We start from the raw sequence: 20014 nt of genomic DNA, 5'->3' as shown, positions 1-20014 counted from the left end.
CTGCGCGATCGCACAATCCGCACATTTATAATTTTTTATTTAATGAGGAAATAATGAACAGCTTGGAACAGATGCGGCAAGCAGAACAGGCACTGTTAGAGATTTTTTCTGGAATTGACGCTCAGGTCAAGCATAATCTAAAAAGAGTCCTGGATGCCTTTCGTAATCAGCGCGTAGGAGCGCACCACTTTGCCAGTGTAAGTGGTTACGGTCATGATGATTTAGGACGAGAAACTTTAGATAAAGTTTTTGCGGAAGTAATGGGTGCAGAGGCCGCAGCCGTGCGAGTGCAGTTTGTATCGGGAACTCACGCGATCGCTTGCGCCCTTTATGGTGTACTCCGTCCTGGTGATGAAATGTTAGCAGTGGTCGGCTCTCCCTACGATACGCTTGAAGAAGTGATTGGGTTACGGGGTGAAGGCCAAGGCTCCCTTATAGAGTTTGGCATAAAATACCGCCAATTGGAGCTAACTTTAGGAGGAACTATCGATTGGCAAGCTTTAAGTAATAGCGTTAATCATAACACTCGTTTAGTTTTAATTCAGCGTTCTTGCGGCTATTCTTGGCGGACTAGCTTATCAATTGCGGATATCACCAAGATTGTGCATATCGTCAAACAGCAAAATCCTGATACTGTTTGCTTTGTGGATAACTGCTACGGCGAATTTATCGAAACTCAAGAACCCACTCATGTTGGTGCGGATTTAATGGCGGGTTCCTTAATTAAAAATCCTGGTGGGACAATTGTTACCGCAGGCGGTTACGTAGCTGGTCGGGCTGATTTGGTAGAAGCTGCCGCCTGTCGCCTCACAGCCCCCGGTATCGGTAGTTATGGCGGTGCTACTTTTGACCAAAATCGCTTGTTATTCCAAGGCTTATTTTTATCACCGCAGATGGTGGGTGAGGCGATGAAGGGAACTTTCTTGACTGGTTATGTTTTTGACAAACTTGGTTATCCGGTGAATCCTGCGCCCCTTGCACCTCGTGGTGATGTGATTCAGGCGATTAAACTGGGTTCAGCGAAAAAATTAATCGCTTTTTGTAAGGCGGTGCAGCAAAATTCCCCCGTGGGTTCTTATCTTGACCCCATACCGGATGCTATGCCGGGATATGAGAGTAAAGTTGTGATGGCTGGGGGAACATTTATTGAGGGGAGTACCTTGGAATTTTCGGCGGATGGGCCGTTGCGGGAGCCTTATATAGTTTATTGCCAAGGGGGGACTCATTGGACTCATGTAGCGATCGCATTAGAAGCGGCAATTGAAGCAGTTGGGAGTGCTTGAAGTTACATGAGTTAGGATTGTCTCACGCAGAGACGCGGAGGCGCAGAGAGTTAATGATTGAGAATGAGATTACTGGTGCTGTGGTGAATGTTGCTTATAAGGTTCACACAACATTGGGGCCTGGGTTGCTGGAATCTGTATTATGAGTCGGTTATGGATTTTGAGTTACGGAGGCGAAAGTTAAAGGTTAGTAGACAGGTAGCAATTCCGGTGATTTATGAAGGTATGTATTTGGATGAAGGCTTCCGTGCTGATTTGATAGTCGAGGATCGGGTGATTGTTGAACTCAAATCGGTAGAAGCGGTTCATCCAGTACACAAAAAGCAACTACTTACTTACCTCCGCCTTGCTGATAAACGAGTCGGATTACTCATCAACTTCAACGTCACACTCATCAAAGATGGAATATCCCGCGTAGTTAATAACCTCTAAAAAACTCTCTGCGCCTCCGCGCCTCTGCGTGAAATATCACTCCGGTAATTTATACTCCCCAACAATCCGTTTAGCATACTCCGGCACATGCGCCTCTAACTTCTCAGGATGATTCCGCTTCACATACAAGTAATTTCTTGTAAAGTGCGAATCAATTGAGAATCGGGCATATTCCAAACCTTTGGGGCCGATTTTATCAATGACTACGCCCATCATTTTTGCTACCCACATCGGTAAGGTTACGCCTTTGTCATAAGCCGGAATCCCTTGTTGTACGGCTTCTTTACGGTTCCCTTGGGACATTACAGGTTGAGTGTCTATCTGGTCTTTTACCAAGTCCAGCATTTCTTTACCTGTATCATTTCTCACTAAAATCCACTGCCAGCCGAAGGGTGCGCCCATGTAACCAACGACTAAATCGGCTAGGGAGTTGACGTAATCAAAGCAACTCATACAAGAGGGGGCGAAGACATCTTTGAGTTGGTTGGTTTTTAAGCCAAAGAAGGGGACTTTCTCAATTGAGCCGTCTTCGTGTTTGAAGTGAATGCGGAAGTCTTGCATGAATTCGTAGTGTACTACTGTGTCAGGCGATCGGCTGGTGGTTTCTAGGAATTTTTTCAGTCCGGCGCGGGTGACGTTATCTACGCAGGGTGTACCTAAGACGTATAACTTTTCTAGACCGAGTTTCTTTTCTACTGCCCGGAGTGCTTGAATTTGGCAACCAACGCCAATGACTAATAGTCGCTTCATCCCGGATTTTTCTACTTCTTCCAAAATAGAAAGGTTGGGAGAGAGTGTTGGTTTATTTACCCGTGCCGCCAGTATTTCTTCTGGGGTGCGAGCAATCACAGGCATGGGTTGGAAGCGGTCTTCTTTGGTATTTTGAACGCAGACTACGCCTTCGACTAAGCCACGATTTAGCATTTCGATGGCAATACTGCTAACTATCCCCGTCCATTGTGCGCCTTCGATGGGCTGTTGTTTCCGGGCTGTCATCATTTCTTGATGCACGCCAAAGTAAAGTTCATCCGGGTTTTCGAGATGGCGCGAACGACTGTGGGTTTGGGTTTCGAGGGTGTCTATCTGCTGGGTAATAAACGCACAAGCTTCCTTGACATAGTGAATATAGTATGTATCACACAGCCCACATTCACTGCACAGTTCTTTGGCAGGGCGACGGCTACCGGGTTTTAAGGCTTTGGCTTTTGTATGCTTGCTAGAATCAACAGAGGTCATATAAAGTTTGTTTTATCCAGGAATCCTTTTACTACAATACCTTTACAGCTTATGAACTTAACTATAGAAATTGAAAAAGAAGAGGATGGAAGTTTATTAGCTGAGGTAATTAATTTTCCTGGCGTGCTGGTTTATAGGGTCACAAAAAGATTTTAAGCCTTAGCTTTGTAAGTGCTTTCCCGATAAGTTGGAACTGATCAAAAATTTTTGCATTGATGATACAGAGACGTTAAAGATATTTAGTAAATGAAAGATAAAAGTTTTTTACATAATGATGAATTTTATCAACTTCCTACTACGAAATTATTAGAAATACTCGAAAATGGTTTGTTGTTGGAGAGGGGACGTGCATTATTTATTCTTGCGCGGCTTTCTGGTGACAATAAAGAACTTATTCCCATAATTGTAAAGCAGATATACGATTCTAAAAACCGGACTGCTATAACAATTGGTACAGTTTCTATTTCTTGTTTAGGTATTGCTGGCTTATTAGAAGCAGATACTCAAGATACAAGAGATATTGTCAATTTACTTCTCGAAACATGGACAGAACCAGACCGTAGCAATATTATTGATTTTTTAAAGTTACAGCATATTTCGGGTACATAATTGCTCTAAAGTAACTAAAAACAACGGAGAAGAATTTCTAATATCATTGATATGACTAAGTAGATAGACACCATTATTTAGAAGACGCATTTCGACTTCTCCCCAAGGGAGACGCTACGCGAACGCTCAATGCTCATTATGCTGGCTAAAAGAGGGTTGAGCGGAGCCGAAATCCGTTAATCGCAAGTTAGGTTTAATTTAGTCCTTCTACTTGTATCAATATTGAGATTAGGCAAAAAAATGCCCAGATGCAGGGGATTGCTTACTTGAAAGAGTAGTTGGATTTACACACAAGCGCATAAATATAATGAAGCTTATCAAAAATTTCAAATGCAACGGAAGTTGAGATGAAGTACGATCGCCCTCTTCCTTGTAAAAATTAATTATTTTTTACAATACTTAAAAGTGTGATAAAAAAGTTACTGTAATCCTTAAAAAATGTTGAAGATATTATGATTAACGTCAGCGAAGCTCTAGAACCTCTTGCGGCTTGGTTTCGTTCTTTGGGAATACCCCAGCCGATTGTGGAATGGGGGCATCCTGTGATGATGGGAATTGTTGTGGTAGTGATGGGTAGCTATGTTGCATGGACTGGCTGGCGCGGGAGGCTGGCGCAGGATAAAGATGTGTCTTTTAACAACCGTATGGGGCATCGTCTCCTAGCACCTTGGATGTTTTTCTTTTTAGCGGCTGGTTATCCTGGTGGAGTTTTATCTTTAGTGATGCAGCGTCACCCAATTTTTGAGAGTCCCCATTTTTGGACAGGTTCACTTGTACTAATACTTTTATTAATTAATAGTTTACTGACGTTAGGTGGTTTTGGTGGTGATAAACCTGCTTTACGTACTACCCATGCCTATTTAGGTAGCGGAATTTTGGGGCTGTTGGTGATTCACGGTGTCTTGGGGTTGATTTAATACCTTGAGGACTAACGCACAATGATTGTCTGTTGAGAATGGGTATAAGGGTTTAGGTATTCAAAATCCTTACACTCTGTACCTTGATTTTTCACATCACTGCGTCAATTTTATTAGTTTAGATACACGAAGCCCGCAAATGCGGGCTTTGTTTGTATGAATCTAATAAACTATACTTCACCAACAGCATCAATTTTGAGTGCTGCCCAGTTGAGAGTTTGAATTGTCTTATGCTTCAGACGAGTGGTGTGATTATTTGCCTTGGTTATATTTTTGGGTTGTTGTTTACAGCTGTTCCTTGGGGTGGGGTATGGGTGTTAATTTTGGCGATAGTGGGGGCAGTTTTTTTGAGAAAGCGCAACACACCGCCCCAGCCCAAAGAAAGCATTGTCAGCAAAAGTAAAGCTACACCCAATATTTGGCAATCATTCCCTCATCCGCGAGCTTGGTTAGTTGCTGGTTTGGTAGGATTGTTAGCAACCTTTTATTTTCAATTGCGATCGCCTCAACCCAGTGTCAAAGATATTAGTCAATTTGTCCCCGCAGATAATGTGGCGAATCAAGAACAGCTATTTATTGTGCGCGGTGAAGTAGAAACTAGTCCCCGGTTAACTCGCAGTCAACGGGGACAATTGTGGTTAGCAGCAACTCAGCTAGATGAAATTAAAAATGGCAATGGCCCAGCCAGTGTACCAAAAGGTGTTACAGGTAAATTGTATGTAACTTTACCACTGCTGCAAGCAACTGGCTTACATCCTGGGCAAGAAATTGCTGTCACAGGGATTTTATATAAACCAAAAGCTGCTTCTAACCCTGGTGCGTTTGACTTTCAAAAGTATCTCAAACAAGAAGGATCATTTGCTGGTTTGATTGGAAGGCAAATCAATATTGTCAATGATGAGAATACATGGGGATGGTGGCAAGTTCGAGAGCAAATTTTAAAATCATTTGTTGAAAGTTTAGGCATTCCCGCAGGAACGCTGGTGAGTGCAATGGTTTTGGGTAGTAAAGCGGTTGATTTGCCTTATGATATTCGGGATTTATTTGTCAAAGCTGGAATGGCTCATGCTTTGGCTGCATCTGGGTTTCAAACTTCGTTAATTTTGGGTGTAATTTTACAGCTAACAAAACGCACAAATAAAGCAATTCAATTTACACTCGGTTTTGTGGGTTTAATGATTTTTCTCAGTTTATCAGGATTTCAACCTGCGGTATTACGAGCCGTAATTATGGGTAGTGCGGCATTGGTTGGGTTGTTATTAGATAGAAAAGTCAAACAGTTTGGTTCGCTTTTATTAGCCGCAACATTATTATTGTTATTTAATCCTTTGTGGATATGGGATTTAGGTTTTCAACTGAGTTTTTTAGCCACATTAGGATTAATTGTCACTGTCCCAGCAATCACAGAAAAATTGAATTGGCTACCACCTGCGATCGCATCTTTAATTGCTGTACCTTTAGCCGCCACAATTTGGACTTTACCTGTCCAACTTGCAGTATTTGGTGTAGTCCCGGCTTATAGTTTGTTGCTGAATATGATTACTACACCATTTATTTCCGTGATTAGTATTGGTGGGATTATGAGTGCGATCGCGGCATTAGCATCATCTAATCTTGGTAGTATTCTGGCTGGAGTCTTGCAATATCCTAGCGACTGGCTCATTCAGTTGGTAGAATTTTTTAGTAACTTGCCAGGAAACTCATTAGTCGTGGGGAGTATTTCAACTTGGCAAATGTTAGGCGTTTATGCTTTGATTCTTTTAGTTTGCTTAGTTAAATGGTGGCAAAAACGCTGGTGGTTTGCTGGGCTAATGATATTTGGTTTAGTACTCGTTCCCGCTTGGCATTCCGCAAATACATTATTTCGGATTACTGTGTTAGAAGCTGGTTCAGAACCAGTTGTTGTCATTCAAGATAAAGGCAATGTCACCTTAATTAACAGTGGTGATGAAGGTACTGGACGTTACACAATTGTACCATTTTTGCAACAGCAAGGCGTGAATAAAGTTGACTGGGCGATCGCTAGTGATTTTGATAATAACGATAATAATGCTTGGTTAGAAGTAGTCCAAACCATTCCCATCAAAAATTTCTACAAATATGCTCTTAAGCCAGAGACTAACCCCACAAATCAAGAAATTCAACAAGCAATTCAAAAGCATCAAGGTATTTATCAAACTGTTGTTCCAGGACAACAAGTAGTTACAGGTTTAACAGTTGCCCAACTAATTAAAGAGAAATTACCTGTTTTATATTTGCAAATTCAAAATCAAACTTGGTTACTAGTAGGTGATGTAGAGCCTCAAGAAATAGAAAGATTAGCTAAATCTGGCAGTTTACCTAGTCCTCAAGTATTGTGGTGTACGCCGGAAGCTTTGAAAGATTTAATTAAATTATTTCAGCCAAAAATAGCTATTGCTACCTCTACTAACCTGGAGCCAAAAATTATGAATGAACTTAGTAAAAACACAACCCAAATTTTTCTCACTGGACGCGATGGTGCAATTCAATGGACACCGAATAATCAGTTTGAATCATTTATTCAAGAAACAGAAAATAAATCATCTGTTTTATAGACAAGAATTGTGGTGAGTAATGAGTAGTAAGTAATACTACTCTTATACCAATTTAATATGAAGACGCATATAAAAATCAATTACCCCCCTTAATCCCCCGTTGGAAAGGGGGGAAATAAGACAATCTAGTTCCCTCCCCTTTATAAGGGGAGGGTTAGGGACTCACAAGTGTAGGTTTTTAACAGAGTGATGAGTAGCGACTCTAAAAATCACGATTTAATCAGAGTTTCATCACCCTCACACCCTTACACCCCTACACCCTAAATCAAGATTTTTGGGGCAGAACGTAAAAAACCTACACCTGTCAGAGGGTTAGGGAGGGGTAAAATACTGTGCAGATTTACATAAAATTGGTATTACGAGAATACCTAACGGCGAACCCGCAGGATAGGAAACAAAGTTATAGGCGTTTGAGAGAGTTATTGCGTAAGTCTTAACTCATTACTCATTACCCATTCTCATTACTTAAATAAATTAGCCTAGACTGGGTGTCTGGCATCACTGTAAACTCGATTTCTGCAAAGGTCTTAATTATTTCAATTTTTGCAGTATTTATGATGATGTTAAAAAAATGCAACAAAGTTATAAGAAAAATAGTGGCTATTCAAAATACATCCTAAACTAGTTGAAAAAATCTTAAGTATATGCAGAAGCACCGCTTAGGGAAAGTAGTGGTTTTCTTTGGCAACTTTCCCTTGACTATTCATGTACCCGCAGCACCACGGAATGAGCAGTTAAATTTTTTGCGCGATCGCATCATTTTTCATGCTAATAATCTTGTAGAACATGGATTATGGGAAGAACCACTGAGTGATCGTGAACTAGAAAGAATTATGGCAGATGTGGAAATTGAGCCAGTATTTTTTCCTCGGCTTTGTGATGTTGTAGCTTATCCTGGGCAGATATTGAGAAAATTATTCAGACATTAAAGAAAAATACAGAATCAAAAATTAATAGACATATTGCCAAAATTTTGATTTACAAGCTTTTCCTTGCGCTCATAGGTAAACCAAAAAATTCAATTCTGACTCCTGATTTCTAATTCTGCTAAAGCTACCGCACCCCAAAGTGGTGCATCATCACCCAAAGCCGCCGGAAGAATTTCAAAATCTATTTCTGGTAAGGCGGTTTCACGGGCTGTTTTCTCTACAGTATTCCACCAAAGTTCTCCTGCTTTGGTTACACTACCGCCTAAAATAAACCTTTGTGGGTTAATCAAATTCGCTACATTTCCAATACCCACACCCAAAGCCCAAGCGCCACCTTGCAAAATATTAATTGCCAACTCATCACCTTGCGCCACCGCGTCACTGATGATTTTGCCAGTGATTAAATCTAAATCGTCATTGACTAAGCTACGTAATTGTTTACCTGAAAAGTGATTTGCTGGTTTTAATAAATATTCTTTGGCATCTTGAGCCATATAAGGGCCTGATGCTAGTCTTTCTACACATCCTTGTTTACCACATAAACATACTGGCCCCGCAGGATTAACTACTATATGTCCAATTTCACCAGCCATACCTGCGTTACCACGCCAAGGTTTACCATTCAGTATCCAACCACCGCCTACACCAGTGCTGATGGTGATATAAAACAAGCTATCGTATTCTTGACCAGCACCAAAGCGATGTTCACCCAAAGCTGCAATATTAGCATCGTTATCTACACTAGCAGGTACACCAAATTCTTGTTCTAGCAAGTGTTTGAGAGGTAGATTTTCCCAGCCAGGGACATGATGCGAAAGTCGCACTGTGCCTGTAGTAAAGTCTACAGGGCCGCCAAAGCTAACACCAATAGCTGTGGGAGTTTCACCTTGGAGTAAATTATAGATGAGCGATCGCATAATTTCTAAATCAGTGGTAGCATTAGCACCTGTGGGTGAGAGACGACGTTCATAACGCAACCATTGACGCGAACCAAGTTGAGTTACGGCTGCGGCTAACTTAGTACCACCAAAATCAAGGGCTAGAATTAATGTCATTTGTTTGAATAAGCTAAATGCGATCGCTTATTCAGCTTACTAGGGATGCAAAATGACAATCAAGCACACAGCCTAGAAGATTTTTTGGCTGTAGATTTTATTAGGATACATATTTTCAAAATAAGTAATAGCAACTTCACCAAATACCTTCACAGCAGTCGCCCCAATTACAGGTTGCACAACTTGTCCAATACCAGGAACCCACCCTGCAATCATACCGCCCATCTCAAATAAAACTTGTCCACCACCCATTGCGATGATTGCAGCTGCTGTTGCGCCAGCGCCACTAGCAGGAATTAAATTCACACCATAAACTTGAGCAATTCTACTAACAACAGCCGCCTGTACACCAGCTAAACCAGCTTGAAACGTAACTACACCAATCATAAAAGTTCCACCAGCAATTCCAGCTGCTGCTCCTGCTCCCATCATCAACCAAAGTTCATCTCTAGCTTGGTCACGACAATATTTATTCATAGCAGAAATCTCGCTACCAAAAATTATTTCTTGTCTACTCAGGAAATTTCAGATTCATAACTGGGTAGATGCAGCGAGCAGCATTGGCTCTCAACATACTTTGCGTTTCTAGGCTTTAGAGGAAGGGATAGATAATACTAATTCTATAAGAAACTACACTCAATAAACCCTGTAGAAAGTTTGTATACAACCTCTCTTTAACAACCGATAAATTACGTTTTGATTAAGAAATAGTATAGGAATCATATTTGATTTCTGAAAAACCAAATTGTCTAGAAACACATTTATGATATTATCTAAGGATACTGGCAATATCCACCTAGAGATATCATCAATCAGTAAATTTAGCTATTTTTGATACACCGAAAGAGTTTATTTAAAAATAATTAAATTTTTCAAATAGAGATGTGATACCAATTCACGAAATTACTGATACAAATCACTTCCTCTGCAACTCAGATTCCGGTCGCCGAGAGACTTGTACCGAGCGTTCGCGCAGCGTCTCCGTCAGGAGAAGTCGAGGCGCTGCTTTCATGTCTGTATCATTTTTAAAGTGAAATGGTATGACAATTCACATCTCTATTGTTTGATTTAATTTAACGATTTTTTGTCTCTAAATCTCTCAGTCGCACTTCATTTTCCCGCTTACCAGTTCTGAGGGAATCTTCATAATTTCTGGTAGCTTGTGAATGTTGACGTTCTTTAGTAGCGTAATAAGGTTTACTAGGTTCATTTCTGCCTATTCTGCGGTCTTTAGCAGTGTAATAAGGCGGTGCTGTTTCTACTTTATGATTTTTTGCAGAATAATAGCCATCAGCCAACACAGAATTACTCGGTAAGCTAATCAAAATCACCAAAGCAGCGAGGATAAATACTGCTATTTTGCTAATTAACTGACGAAGAAGGCTTGGAATGTTTAGCATGGAAAAATTCTCCTATGTCTGAAACAAATGCCTAAATGCTAAAAATACTAATTGCGATTAACGTCTTCCTCTAGGCTAATTATCTGTATATAAAAAGGAAGGTGATAAATATTCACCTTCCTTAATTAAGAATCTTATTGGTTAAATTTAGGCAATAGTTACATCTGGTGATAAATAAACATCTTGAATGGCGTGAAAGAGTTTCACACCTTCTTCAAATGGACGCTGAAAAGCTTTACGTCCAGAAATTAAGCCAGTACCACCAGCCCGTTTATTAATCACAGCAGTGCGTACTGCTTCCGCAAAATCATTTTTACCAGACGCGCCACCAGAATTAATTAAGCCTGCTCTGCCAGCATAGCAATTTAACACTTGATAACGAGTTAAATCTATGGGATGATCAGTGGTTAAGTCTGTATAAATTCGCTCATTTGTTTTGCCGTAACTTTCACCTGTAGCTTTAGCAACTGCACCATAACCATTGTTATATTCAGGTAATTTCTGTTTGATAATATCGGCTTCAATGGTTACACCCAAATGATTTGCTTGTCCAGTTAAGTCAGCCGCCAGATGATAATCTTTATCTTGTTTGAAAGCATTATTCCGCAAATAGCACCAAAGAATAGTCACCATACCCAATTCATGGGCGCGTTCAAATGCACGACTAATTTCTTGAATTTGTCTAGTTGATTGTTCGGAACCAAAGTAAATTGTTGCGCCTATAGCAACTGCACCTAAATTCCAAGCTTGTTCGACACTAGCAAATAAGACTTGATCAAATTGGTTGGGAAAGGTTAAGAGTTCGTTATGGTTAATTTTGACAATAAACGGAATTTTGTGGGCATATTTGCGTGAGACAATGCCTAATACTCCTAAAGTTGTGGCAACAGCATTACAACCACCGGCTATTGCTAATTTGACGATATTTTCTGGGTCAAAGTATATCGGGTTTGGCGCGAAAGATGCTCCAGCCGAGTGTTCAATGCCTTGGTCAACAGGTAAAATTGAAAGATAACCAGTATTTGCCAAACGACCTGTAGAATAAAGTTGTTGCAGATTCCGCAACACTTGAGGATTGCGATCGCTATTTAACCAAACTCGATCTACAAAGTCTGGCCCTGGTAAATGCAATAAATCTTGAGAAACTTTGGCTTTGTAGTTCAGCAGGTCTTCTGCTTCTTTACCTAACACTGACTCGATAGAACTAGCCTCTATCAATGTAGTAGTCATAGCACTTTCCTCAAACTTGAGAAAATAAGTTGGCCCTTACCCTAGCATTCTGACATTTTATCTCTCAGACAACCGAACTATTTCAGCAAAAACTTATTTTTGGAAGCTAGTATATGTTCTTTAGAGTTAATTTGAGTAATCGCCCTAGTACAAAAAGGCAAAAGTAAAAATAAATAATAACCATACCACAAGCCTTTTAGGAATTCCAAATAGTCTGTTTATTTAAGCCGACCTGTACTAGTGCCAAATATTTTTCAGTATTTTTTGCTATTACTGCTGTCAGTTGTGCCGCTTTTATCTTTTTAGAGAAATTGTACACAACAAACAGCATAGTTGAATGTGATGTATTAGCCAAAAAAAAGAGAGGTTGTTATTTTACCTCTCTTTTTTAAATTTCATCAACTCAGGTATCAGGACTTTTATCCTTTACCTGTAACTTTTTCAATATCTGTTGGGTTTGTGAACAATGAAGCTGAGGACTTGGCACTGCTTGATGTTGTCGAAACCTACAACACGGATGTAGTGAGTAGGATATTGAGAACGGCAAGCTTGAACTTCGCCTAATACTTCGCGGGTGGTTTTAGCACCGAACAAAGGCAGCTTCCACAGTGTCCAGTAGAACTCTGTGGGTTCAGAAACTTCGTTAAATTCAATTGCTGGAATGTAGCCTTGGCTCAGAATGTACTGAACTTGTTTTTCAATTTGAGCATCGCTGAGGGGGGGAAGATAAGAAAGGGTTTCGTAGCGGCGCTCTTTTGGTAGGGTTTGCATAACTGGTGATAACTGTTTGCTATTTTGTGACGGCTTGGAAATTTCCTAACTGGCTAAGTTATCCCAGTCAGGATCGGAAAAACTCTGTTGTTCTGATTCAGGACTGGGGTTAGATAAACTCAGCTGCGTGATGCGTTCTAAGTGCTGGCGGCGTTGTTCTGTATTAGCTTGCTGAATACCAGTCCGAACCATTTCTGGTAAGAACTCAACAACTTCTTCGGCAATGTGTTCTCTGACTGTCATTATCCGCAAAGCTAAATCTGGCTTTTCTTGGAAAAGTTGTTTAATGTAAGCTTCTCCATCCTGGACTTTTCCTGCGGAAAAGTTATGTAACCAAATTGCCAATGGTGGATTCGTTTCGCCTAGCTGTGCCAGTACAGTCCTTAGCGCCTGATAAGTCAGGTAGCTTTGGAGCGTTCTGGCTGTATCTTTCGCAATTTGCTTGAGATTCATGCTTGACCCAGCCCAAATTTAAGTTAAAAGTAAAAAGTAATAAGTAAAAAGATTTCTTTTACCTTTTAACTTTTTACCTTTTACTTGATGATCAGACGGTATCAACTGCCTCAAACTCGAACTTGATTTCTTTCCACAGTTCGCAAGCCGCAGCCAATTCAGGAGACCACTTAGCGGCTTCACGGATGATATCGTTACCTTCACGAGCCAAGTTGCGGCCTTCGTTACGAGCTTGGACTACTGCTTCTAACGCTACACGGTTAGCAGTAGCACCAGGAGCATTACCCCAAGGGTGTCCAAGTGTACCACCACCGAATTGTAGTACGGAGTCATCACCAAAGATTTCAACTAGTGCGGGCATGTGCCATACGTGGATACCACCGGAAGCAACTGCCAATACACCAGGTAGAGAAGCCCAATCTTGGGTAAAGTAGATACCGCGAGACTTGTCTTGTTCGACGTAGTTTTCACGCAACAGGTCAACGAAGCCCATTGTAATACCACGTTCACCTTCCAATTTACCTACAACTGTACCGGTGTGAATGTGGTCACCACCAGATAAACGTAGGGCTTTAGCTAATACACGGAAGTGGATACCGTGGTTCTTTTGACGGTCGATTACTGCGTGCATCGCGCGGTGGATGTGCAGGAGAACGCCGTTGTCACGACACCAACGAGCCAAGGTGGTGTTAGCGGTGAAACCTGCTGTTAGGTAGTCGTGCATGATGATGGGCTGATTGAGTTCTTTAGCGTATTCAGCCCGCTTCAGCATTTCTTCACAGGTAGGAGCAGTCACGTTGAGGTAGTGACCTTTGATTTCGCCGGTTTCTGCTTGTGCTTTGCTGATAGCATCAGACACGAACAAGAAGCGATCGCGCCATCTTTGGAATGGTGCAGAGTTGATGTTTTCGTCGTCTTTGGTGAAGTCCAAACCACCGCGCAAACACTCGTATACAGCGCGTCCGTAGTTCTTAGCAGACAAACCTAGTTTGGGCTTAATTGTACAACCCAACAAAGGACGACCGTATTTGTTTAATTTGTCACGCTCAACTTGGATACCGTGAGGAGGCCCTTGGAAGGTTTTAATGTAAGCAACAGGAAAGCGAAGGTCTTCTAAACGCAATGCCCGCAAAGCTTTAAAACCAAATACGTTACCTACAATTGAGGTTAAAACGTTGGTGATGGAGCCTTCTTCAAAGAGATCCAGAGGATAGGCAATGTAGGCAATAAACTGGTTGTCTTCGCCAGGAACTGGTTCGATATCGTAGCAACGACCTTTGTAACGATCTAGATCGGTTAATAAGTCTGTCCATACGGTTGTCCAAGTACCAGTAGAAGACTCAGCCGCTACAGCCGCAGCTGCTTCTTCAAAGGGAACTCCAGGCTGGGGTGTAACACGGAACGCCGCCAGAAGATCCGTATCTTTAGGTGTGTAATCAGGTGTGTAATAAGTTAGTCTGTAATCTTGAACCCCGGCTTTATACCCAGCTTTTGACTGAGTCTTCGTTTGAGCGTAAGACATATCTATCCTTCCAAGATGTCACTCTTTTTACTTATCAAATCACGTTTTGTGCAACTTCCTCTCACCATTTTTTCACCCCCATCACTAGAGGAGAAAGTTAGGCACAATTTGTTGTTAGAGGTCGTCTTCGCCAAAGGGTAGCAGTGCTTCTTTAATTAACACTTGGTTTTTACCAGTGCTGTTCATGCTCAGGAGTGCATATCCTGGCGCTTGCGCCCTCGTTGGATGAAAAAATTTCTTTTATCTATTCTTCTTGACTCGCTAAACCTTTGTAGCCTCATTAAAAACTCTCTAATTTGCAGAAAGTAAGAGGTTATTCTCGTTTACATCCGTTTAATTATGGAAATGCGCGTTCTCGCTTACATTTCCGCACCCGCACTCCTGCTGTGTTTCCAATTTGTAGAAAACAAACCAGAAGAGACTTTGCGGGATGCTGATTTAGTCGAGTAGTCAGCGAAAGACAAAATTGCACACAACGTAATTTGTAACTTGTCTCACAATATATCAATAAATTGCATAAGTTATTCTTTGAAAGTTCTTAACTTATTTATTTAATTTTTTTATTACATAAAGTTTTAAACATTTTGTTAAAAATAGTTTACAAAAATGTACAAAGGTGTAGGGCATTAAGCTTGGCAAAATCATGACTACTGATATCCTAAAAAATCAAATGTTAAGTATTGACAGATGTTTTATTTTCTGCATGTGTGGGAATCTTAACTAACAAAGGATTGTGGGTTAAGGTGTATGGAATGGAAAGATTCGTCGAGTGTTGCATTGACTACAAGGCATTGTCTACTATCTTTCAGGACTTACGCACAAAGATTATCTGTAGAGATTAAGTGAAAGGGTGAAAGGATTTGAGATGTAAGGATTTTGAATCAGTACACCCCTATACCCTCGCCAAAACCCTTGATTGTTCGTTGATTTATTCAATAAGTCGGTGATCTAGTTGTGTGATGGTTTTGCGGTAGGCGATCGCTGTTTGTAGATAAAATAAAATAAAGTGATTTTCAAAGAAAACATCATCATGTCTTCGCTTCCTGTCAACGAAGCTCAAAAACAGTTGCAACAGCTAATCGACCAAGTTGCAGAACAAGGTAAACCTGTAATTATTCAAGGCGATCGCGGTAATGCTATTCTGCTGTCAGAACAGGATTGGTCTGCAATTCAAGAAACTCTCTACTTGTTATCTGTTCCTGGAATGCGAGAATCTATCAAAGAAGGACTAGCAACTCCTATTCAAGAATGCAATGAGGAATTGAATTGGTGAGTTGGCGTTTAGTTTACACAAAGCAAGCACAAAAAGATGCAAAAAAATTAGCCGCTAGTAACTTGAAAGAACAAGCTGAGGAATTACTCGCCATTCTTGAACAAAACCCTTGGCAAAATCCTCCACCTTATGAAAAGTTAGTTGGCGACTTAATAGGTGCTTATTCTCGCAGGATAAATATACAGCATAGATTAGTAAGTAACCACGCAAAATTAATTACAGTCATTGCGAGCGAAGCGAAGCAATCCCAGCCCTTGCGATTGCTTCATTTCGCTTCGCTCCATTCGCAATGACTTTGTGTAATTAATTATGTTTAACTACTTATATGAAATCATTGAATCTGAGCAAGTATTCAAAATAATTCGGATGTGGACACATTATGAGTAAATAGAAAGTCTGGGTTCTATTTGTTCGTAAAGCGATCGCTCTCATCAACAAGAAAGATACGATGGTTTTGCGGTAGGCGATCGCTGTTTTTAGATAGAATAAAATAAAGGTGTAGCTTGGGTGGAATGAAATGGAACCCAACATTATTAAGACCTTGTTGGGTTACGCTATCGCTTCACCCAACCTACCATTTCTTAATTTTGGGATTTGTATTCTTCATAAATTCTCACAGCAGCTTCTAGATATTGAACCAGTAAATGATAATCAGAGATATGAGATAATACTAATTCAACAGCCGCAGTAGTTTCCATTCTGCCAAGATGCTCTTCTTCATTTTTAAAGGCTTCGATAGACCACCACAATCGAGCTATAGCAGTTTGTATTTCTTCCCTTTCAGGCAGGTACCATATTTCTTGACCAACTTCATAACACTGTAAAGAAGTTAAGAAATTAACTTCTTCAATTGCTTGCTGAACATATTTATCAAGCTTGGAGAATTTATCAGATTTTATATCTACTGAATATATTTTTATACATTCCATCCCCCATTTGATTGCTAAACTATAATGATATTTTTGTAATTCTTGAACAATTGGATAAGCCCAAAGTATTTTTTTCTGCGCTATGGTTTGTTTTACATCTTCTATGATTTGTTTCATGATTAAACCGAAGGAATAAATAAATTAAACTTACCTTGAAAAGATAAAATACCAATCAAGAAAAGTGAAAAAGGCTTTTAAACACCAAAATAAGCAATTAAATTCTAAAGTTATTAAATATCTATTGACAATTCAGGATTAAAGTAGTTATTTGGTTCATCTGGATAACCACGGGGATTGCAAATAATTCGAGTCTGTCCAATTTGATAATCTAGTGAATGGTGAATGTGACCATGAATCCAGAATAATGCTTGAGATTCAGCAACTAAATCATCTAGATTTGAAGCATAAGCGGCACTTAAAATATCTTCTTTATATTCAAAAGATATAGATTTTATACTAGGAGCATGATGGCTAATAATTACAGTTTTACCAGATAAACTAGGTAATGTATTTTTTAACCAGTTCACTGACTTTTTACAAATTATGGCTGTATCAATACTTCTTAATCTTGAATATTGTGGACTTACTCTAATTTTTTTGTAATCATTCATGACATAATTAGCTTCGGCTCCTGCAATACGTGGCTCACCAAATAATTTAAAGTCAGTCCACAAACTACAACCTAGAAAATTTACATCTTCAATAGTAACTAAATCATTTTCCAGAACATTAACATTAGTCCCTAACGAATAATCTTTGAGTTTTTCAACAAGCCTTGGATATGCACTACCATAGTATTCATGATTTCCTAATACATATATAGCTGGTTTATTAGGAATGTTTTCAATTGCCCATTTAATTCCTCTTTCTCGTAAATTAATATCTCCAGCTAAGACAACAATATCAGCATCTATATCAGGAATATTAAAGGGCTGAAATTCCAGATGTAAATCACTTAAGACATGAATTTTCATGAGAATTATATAATTCAACAGATTTTAGTGGTGATATTGGTTTACTGAAAAAAGAGCAAGTACCTTAAAATACTCTAGCTATTCCACAATCGGTTTAAGTCTATACCCTTTAAAAATTGACGTATAAAATTTGCGTATTGCATCAAAACTTGCTCTAAACTTTCTTCATCCTCAGTAGATTGAAGAATAGCAGCTAAATAAATAGTCCATGCCAAGCTATAAGCCACGTCACTTTTAGAAGTGCCTTCACTGATATCCACTATGGCAGTGAGTAAATGAAAAATGCTATGACTGGCGATATTGAGTGGCTCATTAAGTGATAATTCTTCTGTTTCTACAATAGTACTTAAATCATCCAAGGCATCTTGACAATTTTCAAGTGTCGTTTTTTCACTCAGCCATTTTTCTACAGTATAAAATCCTCGTTCAAAGGGTAGATCGCCATAATTATTCAACAGATCGATTGCGCTCGTAATACATTGGTGAGTTATCCACACAAGGGGTTTTGGTTTTGCTTTGGAACGAGTCATCATCCAAATTAACCAATCTCCCCTGGGACATTCACTCACAGCCAGGGGAAAGTTATTTCCATAAGCTTTTGCCCAAAGTAACGCTTCAGATTTATTAGGGATATCAGACGGAACTTTAAATAATAGTTCTACAGTCCTTTTTTTAGACATTTTGATAACTGTCAGAGCTTAATTAAATATAGCTATTGAAGAAGAATTCAGGAGTCAGAATCAATTTGTAGGGGAATTAAATATATACTAACGATTACTCTTTTATTTAAGATACACCAAAAGAAAGTGACTCTGAAATTTCAGAGTCACTTTCTAATTTGCCACAGACAGCAATTTAAACTTTCACAACATACTCAAAAGTGAAAGTTTACTTTTTAGCTTCTTCGATGGGAACCCATTCTGTGTGGAAAGAACCGGGTTTGTCGAGACGCAGATAGGTATGTGCGCCGAAGTAGTCGCGTTGTGCTTGAGTGAGGTTTTGGGGCAAGCGATCGCGGCGATAGCTGTCAAAATAATCTAAAGATGCACTAAAAGCTGGGACAGGAATACCCAGTTGAGCAGCAGTAATGATAACTTCCCGCCAAGCTGCTTGTCTGTCTAGAATTGTTTGCTTAAACTCAGGAGCTAAGAGCAAGTTAGGCAATGCAGGATTTTCGGTAAATGCCTTTTTAATTTTATTCAAAAAGCCAGCGCGAATAATACAGCCACCTTTCCAAATCCGAGCTAATTCGCCCAAATCCAAATTCCAGTTATATGTTTTGGAAGCAGTAGATAGCAGCGCCATCCCTTGAGCGTAAGAACAAATCTTGGAGCAATATAACGCATCCCGGACTTTGTTAATAAACTCTTTGGTAGTACCGCTATATTTACCACTGGGGCCTGTGAGTTGTTTGGATGCGGCTATCCGTTCATCTTTAATTGAAGAGATAATCCGAGCATTTACAGCTGCTGTAATGGTAGGAATAGAAACGCCTAATTCCAACGCAGTTTGTACAGTCCAACGACCAGTACCCTTTTGACCTGCTGCGTCTACAATCAAATCTACTAAAGGTAGACTGGTGTCTGGGTCAATGTAAGGGAAGATATTAGCTGTAATCTCAATCAAAAATGAATTGAGTTCGTCGGTGGTGTTCCATTCAGCAAACACTTCGTGAAGTTGATTGTGGTCAAGTCCACCAGCATTCTTCAGCAAGTCGTAGGCTTCAGCAATTAGCTGCATGTCACCATACTCAATGCCGTTGTGTACCATCTTCACATAGTGACCGGAACCACCAGGGCCGACGTAGGTCACACAAGGGCCGTCATCAACTTGGGCAGCAATTTTGTTGAAAATTGGTGAGAGATACTCATAGGAACTTTGGGTACCACCAGGCATCAAAGAAGGGCCGTTTAATGCGCCTTCTTCACCACCACTCACACCCATACCGAGAAACCGTAGACCCAGGGGTTCTAATTCTTCGGTACGTCTTTGGGTATCTTCAAACCAAGAGTTGCCACCATCAATGATGATATCGCCTTCGGACAGCAAAGGTTTTAGCTGTTGAATCACCGCATCCACGGGTTTACCAGCTTGCACCATCACTAGAATTTTGCGAGGACGTTCTAGTGCTGCAACGAATTCTTCTAAGGTAAAGGCCGCTTTAACGTTCCTTCCTGGCGCACGTTCAGCCATGAAAGCATCGGTTTTCTCGCGGGAGCGGTTGTATACTGCAATTGGAAAACCATTACGTTCCACGTTGAGAGCGATATTCTCGCCCATAACGGCTAATCCAATCACACCAAAACTTTGTAGTGTCATAACTAGTTTGGCTAACTCTTGCAGATTCTTTCATCTTTTAGGGTAATCCGAGAGTTTCTCTTATCCCCTAAAGAAGACATTAAGAGTTACCGTGATTGCTAAAAGC

The 20014-nt window shown here is 40.2% G+C and carries 19 protein-coding genes and 1 pseudogene; 8 read left to right on the top strand and 12 right to left on the bottom strand.

Going from position 1 to position 20014, the window contains the following annotated elements; all coding sequences use genetic code 11:
• Positions 1-53 precede the first annotated feature (53 nt).
• Both H6G28_RS24815 and H6G28_RS24810 read left to right on the top strand, forming a co-directional pair.
• Positions 54-1283, top strand: coding sequence for a methionine gamma-lyase family protein (locus tag H6G28_RS24815; protein WP_190675055.1), 1230 nt, complete (start codon positions 54-56; stop codon positions 1281-1283).
• A 53-nt stretch (positions 1284-1336) separates the two neighbouring features.
• Positions 1337-1715: pseudogene (locus tag H6G28_RS24810) on the top strand (GxxExxY protein).
• Between the two features lie 36 nt (positions 1716-1751).
• Here the strand turns inward: H6G28_RS24810 and H6G28_RS24805 are convergent.
• Complete coding sequence (locus tag H6G28_RS24805; protein ID WP_190675052.1) at positions 1752-2951, bottom strand: Coenzyme F420 hydrogenase/dehydrogenase, beta subunit C-terminal domain; 1200 nt, start codon at positions 2949-2951, stop codon at positions 1752-1754.
• Between the two features lie 246 nt (positions 2952-3197).
• Here H6G28_RS24805 and H6G28_RS24800 point away from each other — a divergent pair, with 246 nt between their 5' ends.
• The 4 genes from H6G28_RS24800 to H6G28_RS24785 all read left to right on the top strand — a co-directional run bounded on the left by H6G28_RS24800 (position 3198) and on the right by H6G28_RS24785 (position 7982).
• On the top strand, positions 3198-3560 hold the full coding sequence (locus H6G28_RS24800) for a hypothetical protein (protein WP_190675044.1): 363 nt from the start codon (positions 3198-3200) through the stop codon (positions 3558-3560).
• 452 nt (positions 3561-4012) lie between these two features.
• Positions 4013-4477: a DUF4079 domain-containing protein gene (locus H6G28_RS24795; RefSeq protein ID WP_190675042.1), complete on the top strand. Its 465-nt coding sequence runs from the start codon at positions 4013-4015 to the stop codon at positions 4475-4477.
• A 230-nt stretch (positions 4478-4707) separates the two neighbouring features.
• Positions 4708-7053, top strand: a complete 2346-nt coding sequence (locus tag H6G28_RS24790; protein WP_190675041.1) for a ComEC/Rec2 family competence protein — start codon at positions 4708-4710, stop codon at positions 7051-7053.
• 644 nt (positions 7054-7697) lie between these two features.
• The gene (locus H6G28_RS24785; RefSeq protein ID WP_190592417.1) at positions 7698-7982 is read left to right on the top strand and encodes a hypothetical protein; all 285 of its coding nucleotides are present in this window, start codon (positions 7698-7700) and stop codon (positions 7980-7982) included.
• A gap of 89 nt (positions 7983-8071) precedes the next feature.
• Here the strand turns inward: H6G28_RS24785 and H6G28_RS24780 are convergent, their stop codons facing one another.
• From H6G28_RS24780 to H6G28_RS24750, 7 genes are all read right to left on the bottom strand, one after another.
• Positions 8072-9037: an ROK family protein gene (locus H6G28_RS24780; protein WP_190592418.1), complete on the bottom strand. Its 966-nt coding sequence runs from the start codon at positions 9035-9037 to the stop codon at positions 8072-8074.
• A gap of 72 nt (positions 9038-9109) precedes the next feature.
• Complete coding sequence (locus tag H6G28_RS24775; protein ID WP_190592419.1) at positions 9110-9514, bottom strand: hypothetical protein; 405 nt, start codon at positions 9512-9514, stop codon at positions 9110-9112.
• 596 nt (positions 9515-10110) lie between these two features.
• Positions 10111-10437: a hypothetical protein gene (locus tag H6G28_RS24770; protein WP_190592420.1), complete on the bottom strand. Its 327-nt coding sequence runs from the start codon at positions 10435-10437 to the stop codon at positions 10111-10113.
• Between the two features lie 147 nt (positions 10438-10584).
• Positions 10585-11667 (bottom strand): class I fructose-bisphosphate aldolase, encoded by a 1083-nt coding sequence (locus tag H6G28_RS24765; protein WP_190592421.1) that lies wholly within the window; start codon positions 11665-11667, stop codon positions 10585-10587.
• A 441-nt stretch (positions 11668-12108) separates the two neighbouring features.
• Positions 12109-12438, bottom strand: a complete 330-nt coding sequence (locus tag H6G28_RS24760; RefSeq protein WP_190592422.1) for a ribulose bisphosphate carboxylase small subunit — start codon at positions 12436-12438, stop codon at positions 12109-12111.
• A gap of 45 nt (positions 12439-12483) precedes the next feature.
• Positions 12484-12891, bottom strand: coding sequence for a RuBisCO chaperone RbcX (gene rcbX / locus H6G28_RS24755; RefSeq protein WP_190592423.1), 408 nt, complete (start codon positions 12889-12891; stop codon positions 12484-12486).
• A 91-nt stretch (positions 12892-12982) separates the two neighbouring features.
• Entirely contained in the window at positions 12983-14413 is a 1431-nt protein-coding gene (locus tag H6G28_RS24750; RefSeq protein WP_190592424.1) for a form I ribulose bisphosphate carboxylase large subunit, read from the bottom strand.
• A gap of 1030 nt (positions 14414-15443) precedes the next feature.
• Between H6G28_RS24750 and H6G28_RS24745 the strand changes: the two genes are divergently transcribed.
• Both H6G28_RS24745 and H6G28_RS24740 read left to right on the top strand, forming a co-directional pair.
• Positions 15444-15686 (top strand): type II toxin-antitoxin system Phd/YefM family antitoxin, encoded by a 243-nt coding sequence (locus tag H6G28_RS24745; RefSeq protein WP_190592425.1) that lies wholly within the window; start codon positions 15444-15446, stop codon positions 15684-15686.
• A complete protein-coding gene (locus tag H6G28_RS24740; RefSeq protein WP_190675040.1) occupies positions 15683-15979 on the top strand; it encodes a Txe/YoeB family addiction module toxin in 297 nt (98 codons plus the stop codon). The genes H6G28_RS24745 and H6G28_RS24740 overlap by 4 nt, the downstream gene beginning before the upstream one ends.
• A gap of 288 nt (positions 15980-16267) precedes the next feature.
• Here the strand turns inward: H6G28_RS24740 and H6G28_RS24735 are convergent, their stop codons facing one another.
• The 4 genes from H6G28_RS24735 to gnd all read right to left on the bottom strand — a co-directional run bounded on the left by H6G28_RS24735 (position 16268) and on the right by gnd (position 19908).
• On the bottom strand, positions 16268-16732 hold the full coding sequence (locus H6G28_RS24735; protein ID WP_190675039.1) for a hypothetical protein: 465 nt from the start codon (positions 16730-16732) through the stop codon (positions 16268-16270).
• Positions 16733-16845: 113 nt separating this feature from the next.
• The gene (locus H6G28_RS24730) at positions 16846-17589 is read right to left on the bottom strand and encodes a metallophosphoesterase (protein WP_190675038.1); all 744 of its coding nucleotides are present in this window, start codon (positions 17587-17589) and stop codon (positions 16846-16848) included.
• Positions 17590-17663: 74 nt separating this feature from the next.
• Positions 17664-18269, bottom strand: a complete 606-nt coding sequence (locus H6G28_RS24725; RefSeq protein ID WP_190675037.1) for a hypothetical protein — start codon at positions 18267-18269, stop codon at positions 17664-17666.
• A 208-nt stretch (positions 18270-18477) separates the two neighbouring features.
• Positions 18478-19908: an NADP-dependent phosphogluconate dehydrogenase gene (gnd, locus tag H6G28_RS24720; RefSeq protein ID WP_190592427.1), complete on the bottom strand. Its 1431-nt coding sequence runs from the start codon at positions 19906-19908 to the stop codon at positions 18478-18480.
• Between the last annotated feature and the right edge of the window lie 106 nt (positions 19909-20014).

It is taken from the genome of Nostoc sp. FACHB-190 (assembly GCF_014696905.1).
GTDB lineage: Bacteria > Cyanobacteriota > Cyanobacteriia > Cyanobacteriales > Nostocaceae > Nostoc_B.
Note: the sequence above shows the minus strand (reverse complement) of the source record. Positions and strands in the feature narration are given on the sequence as shown.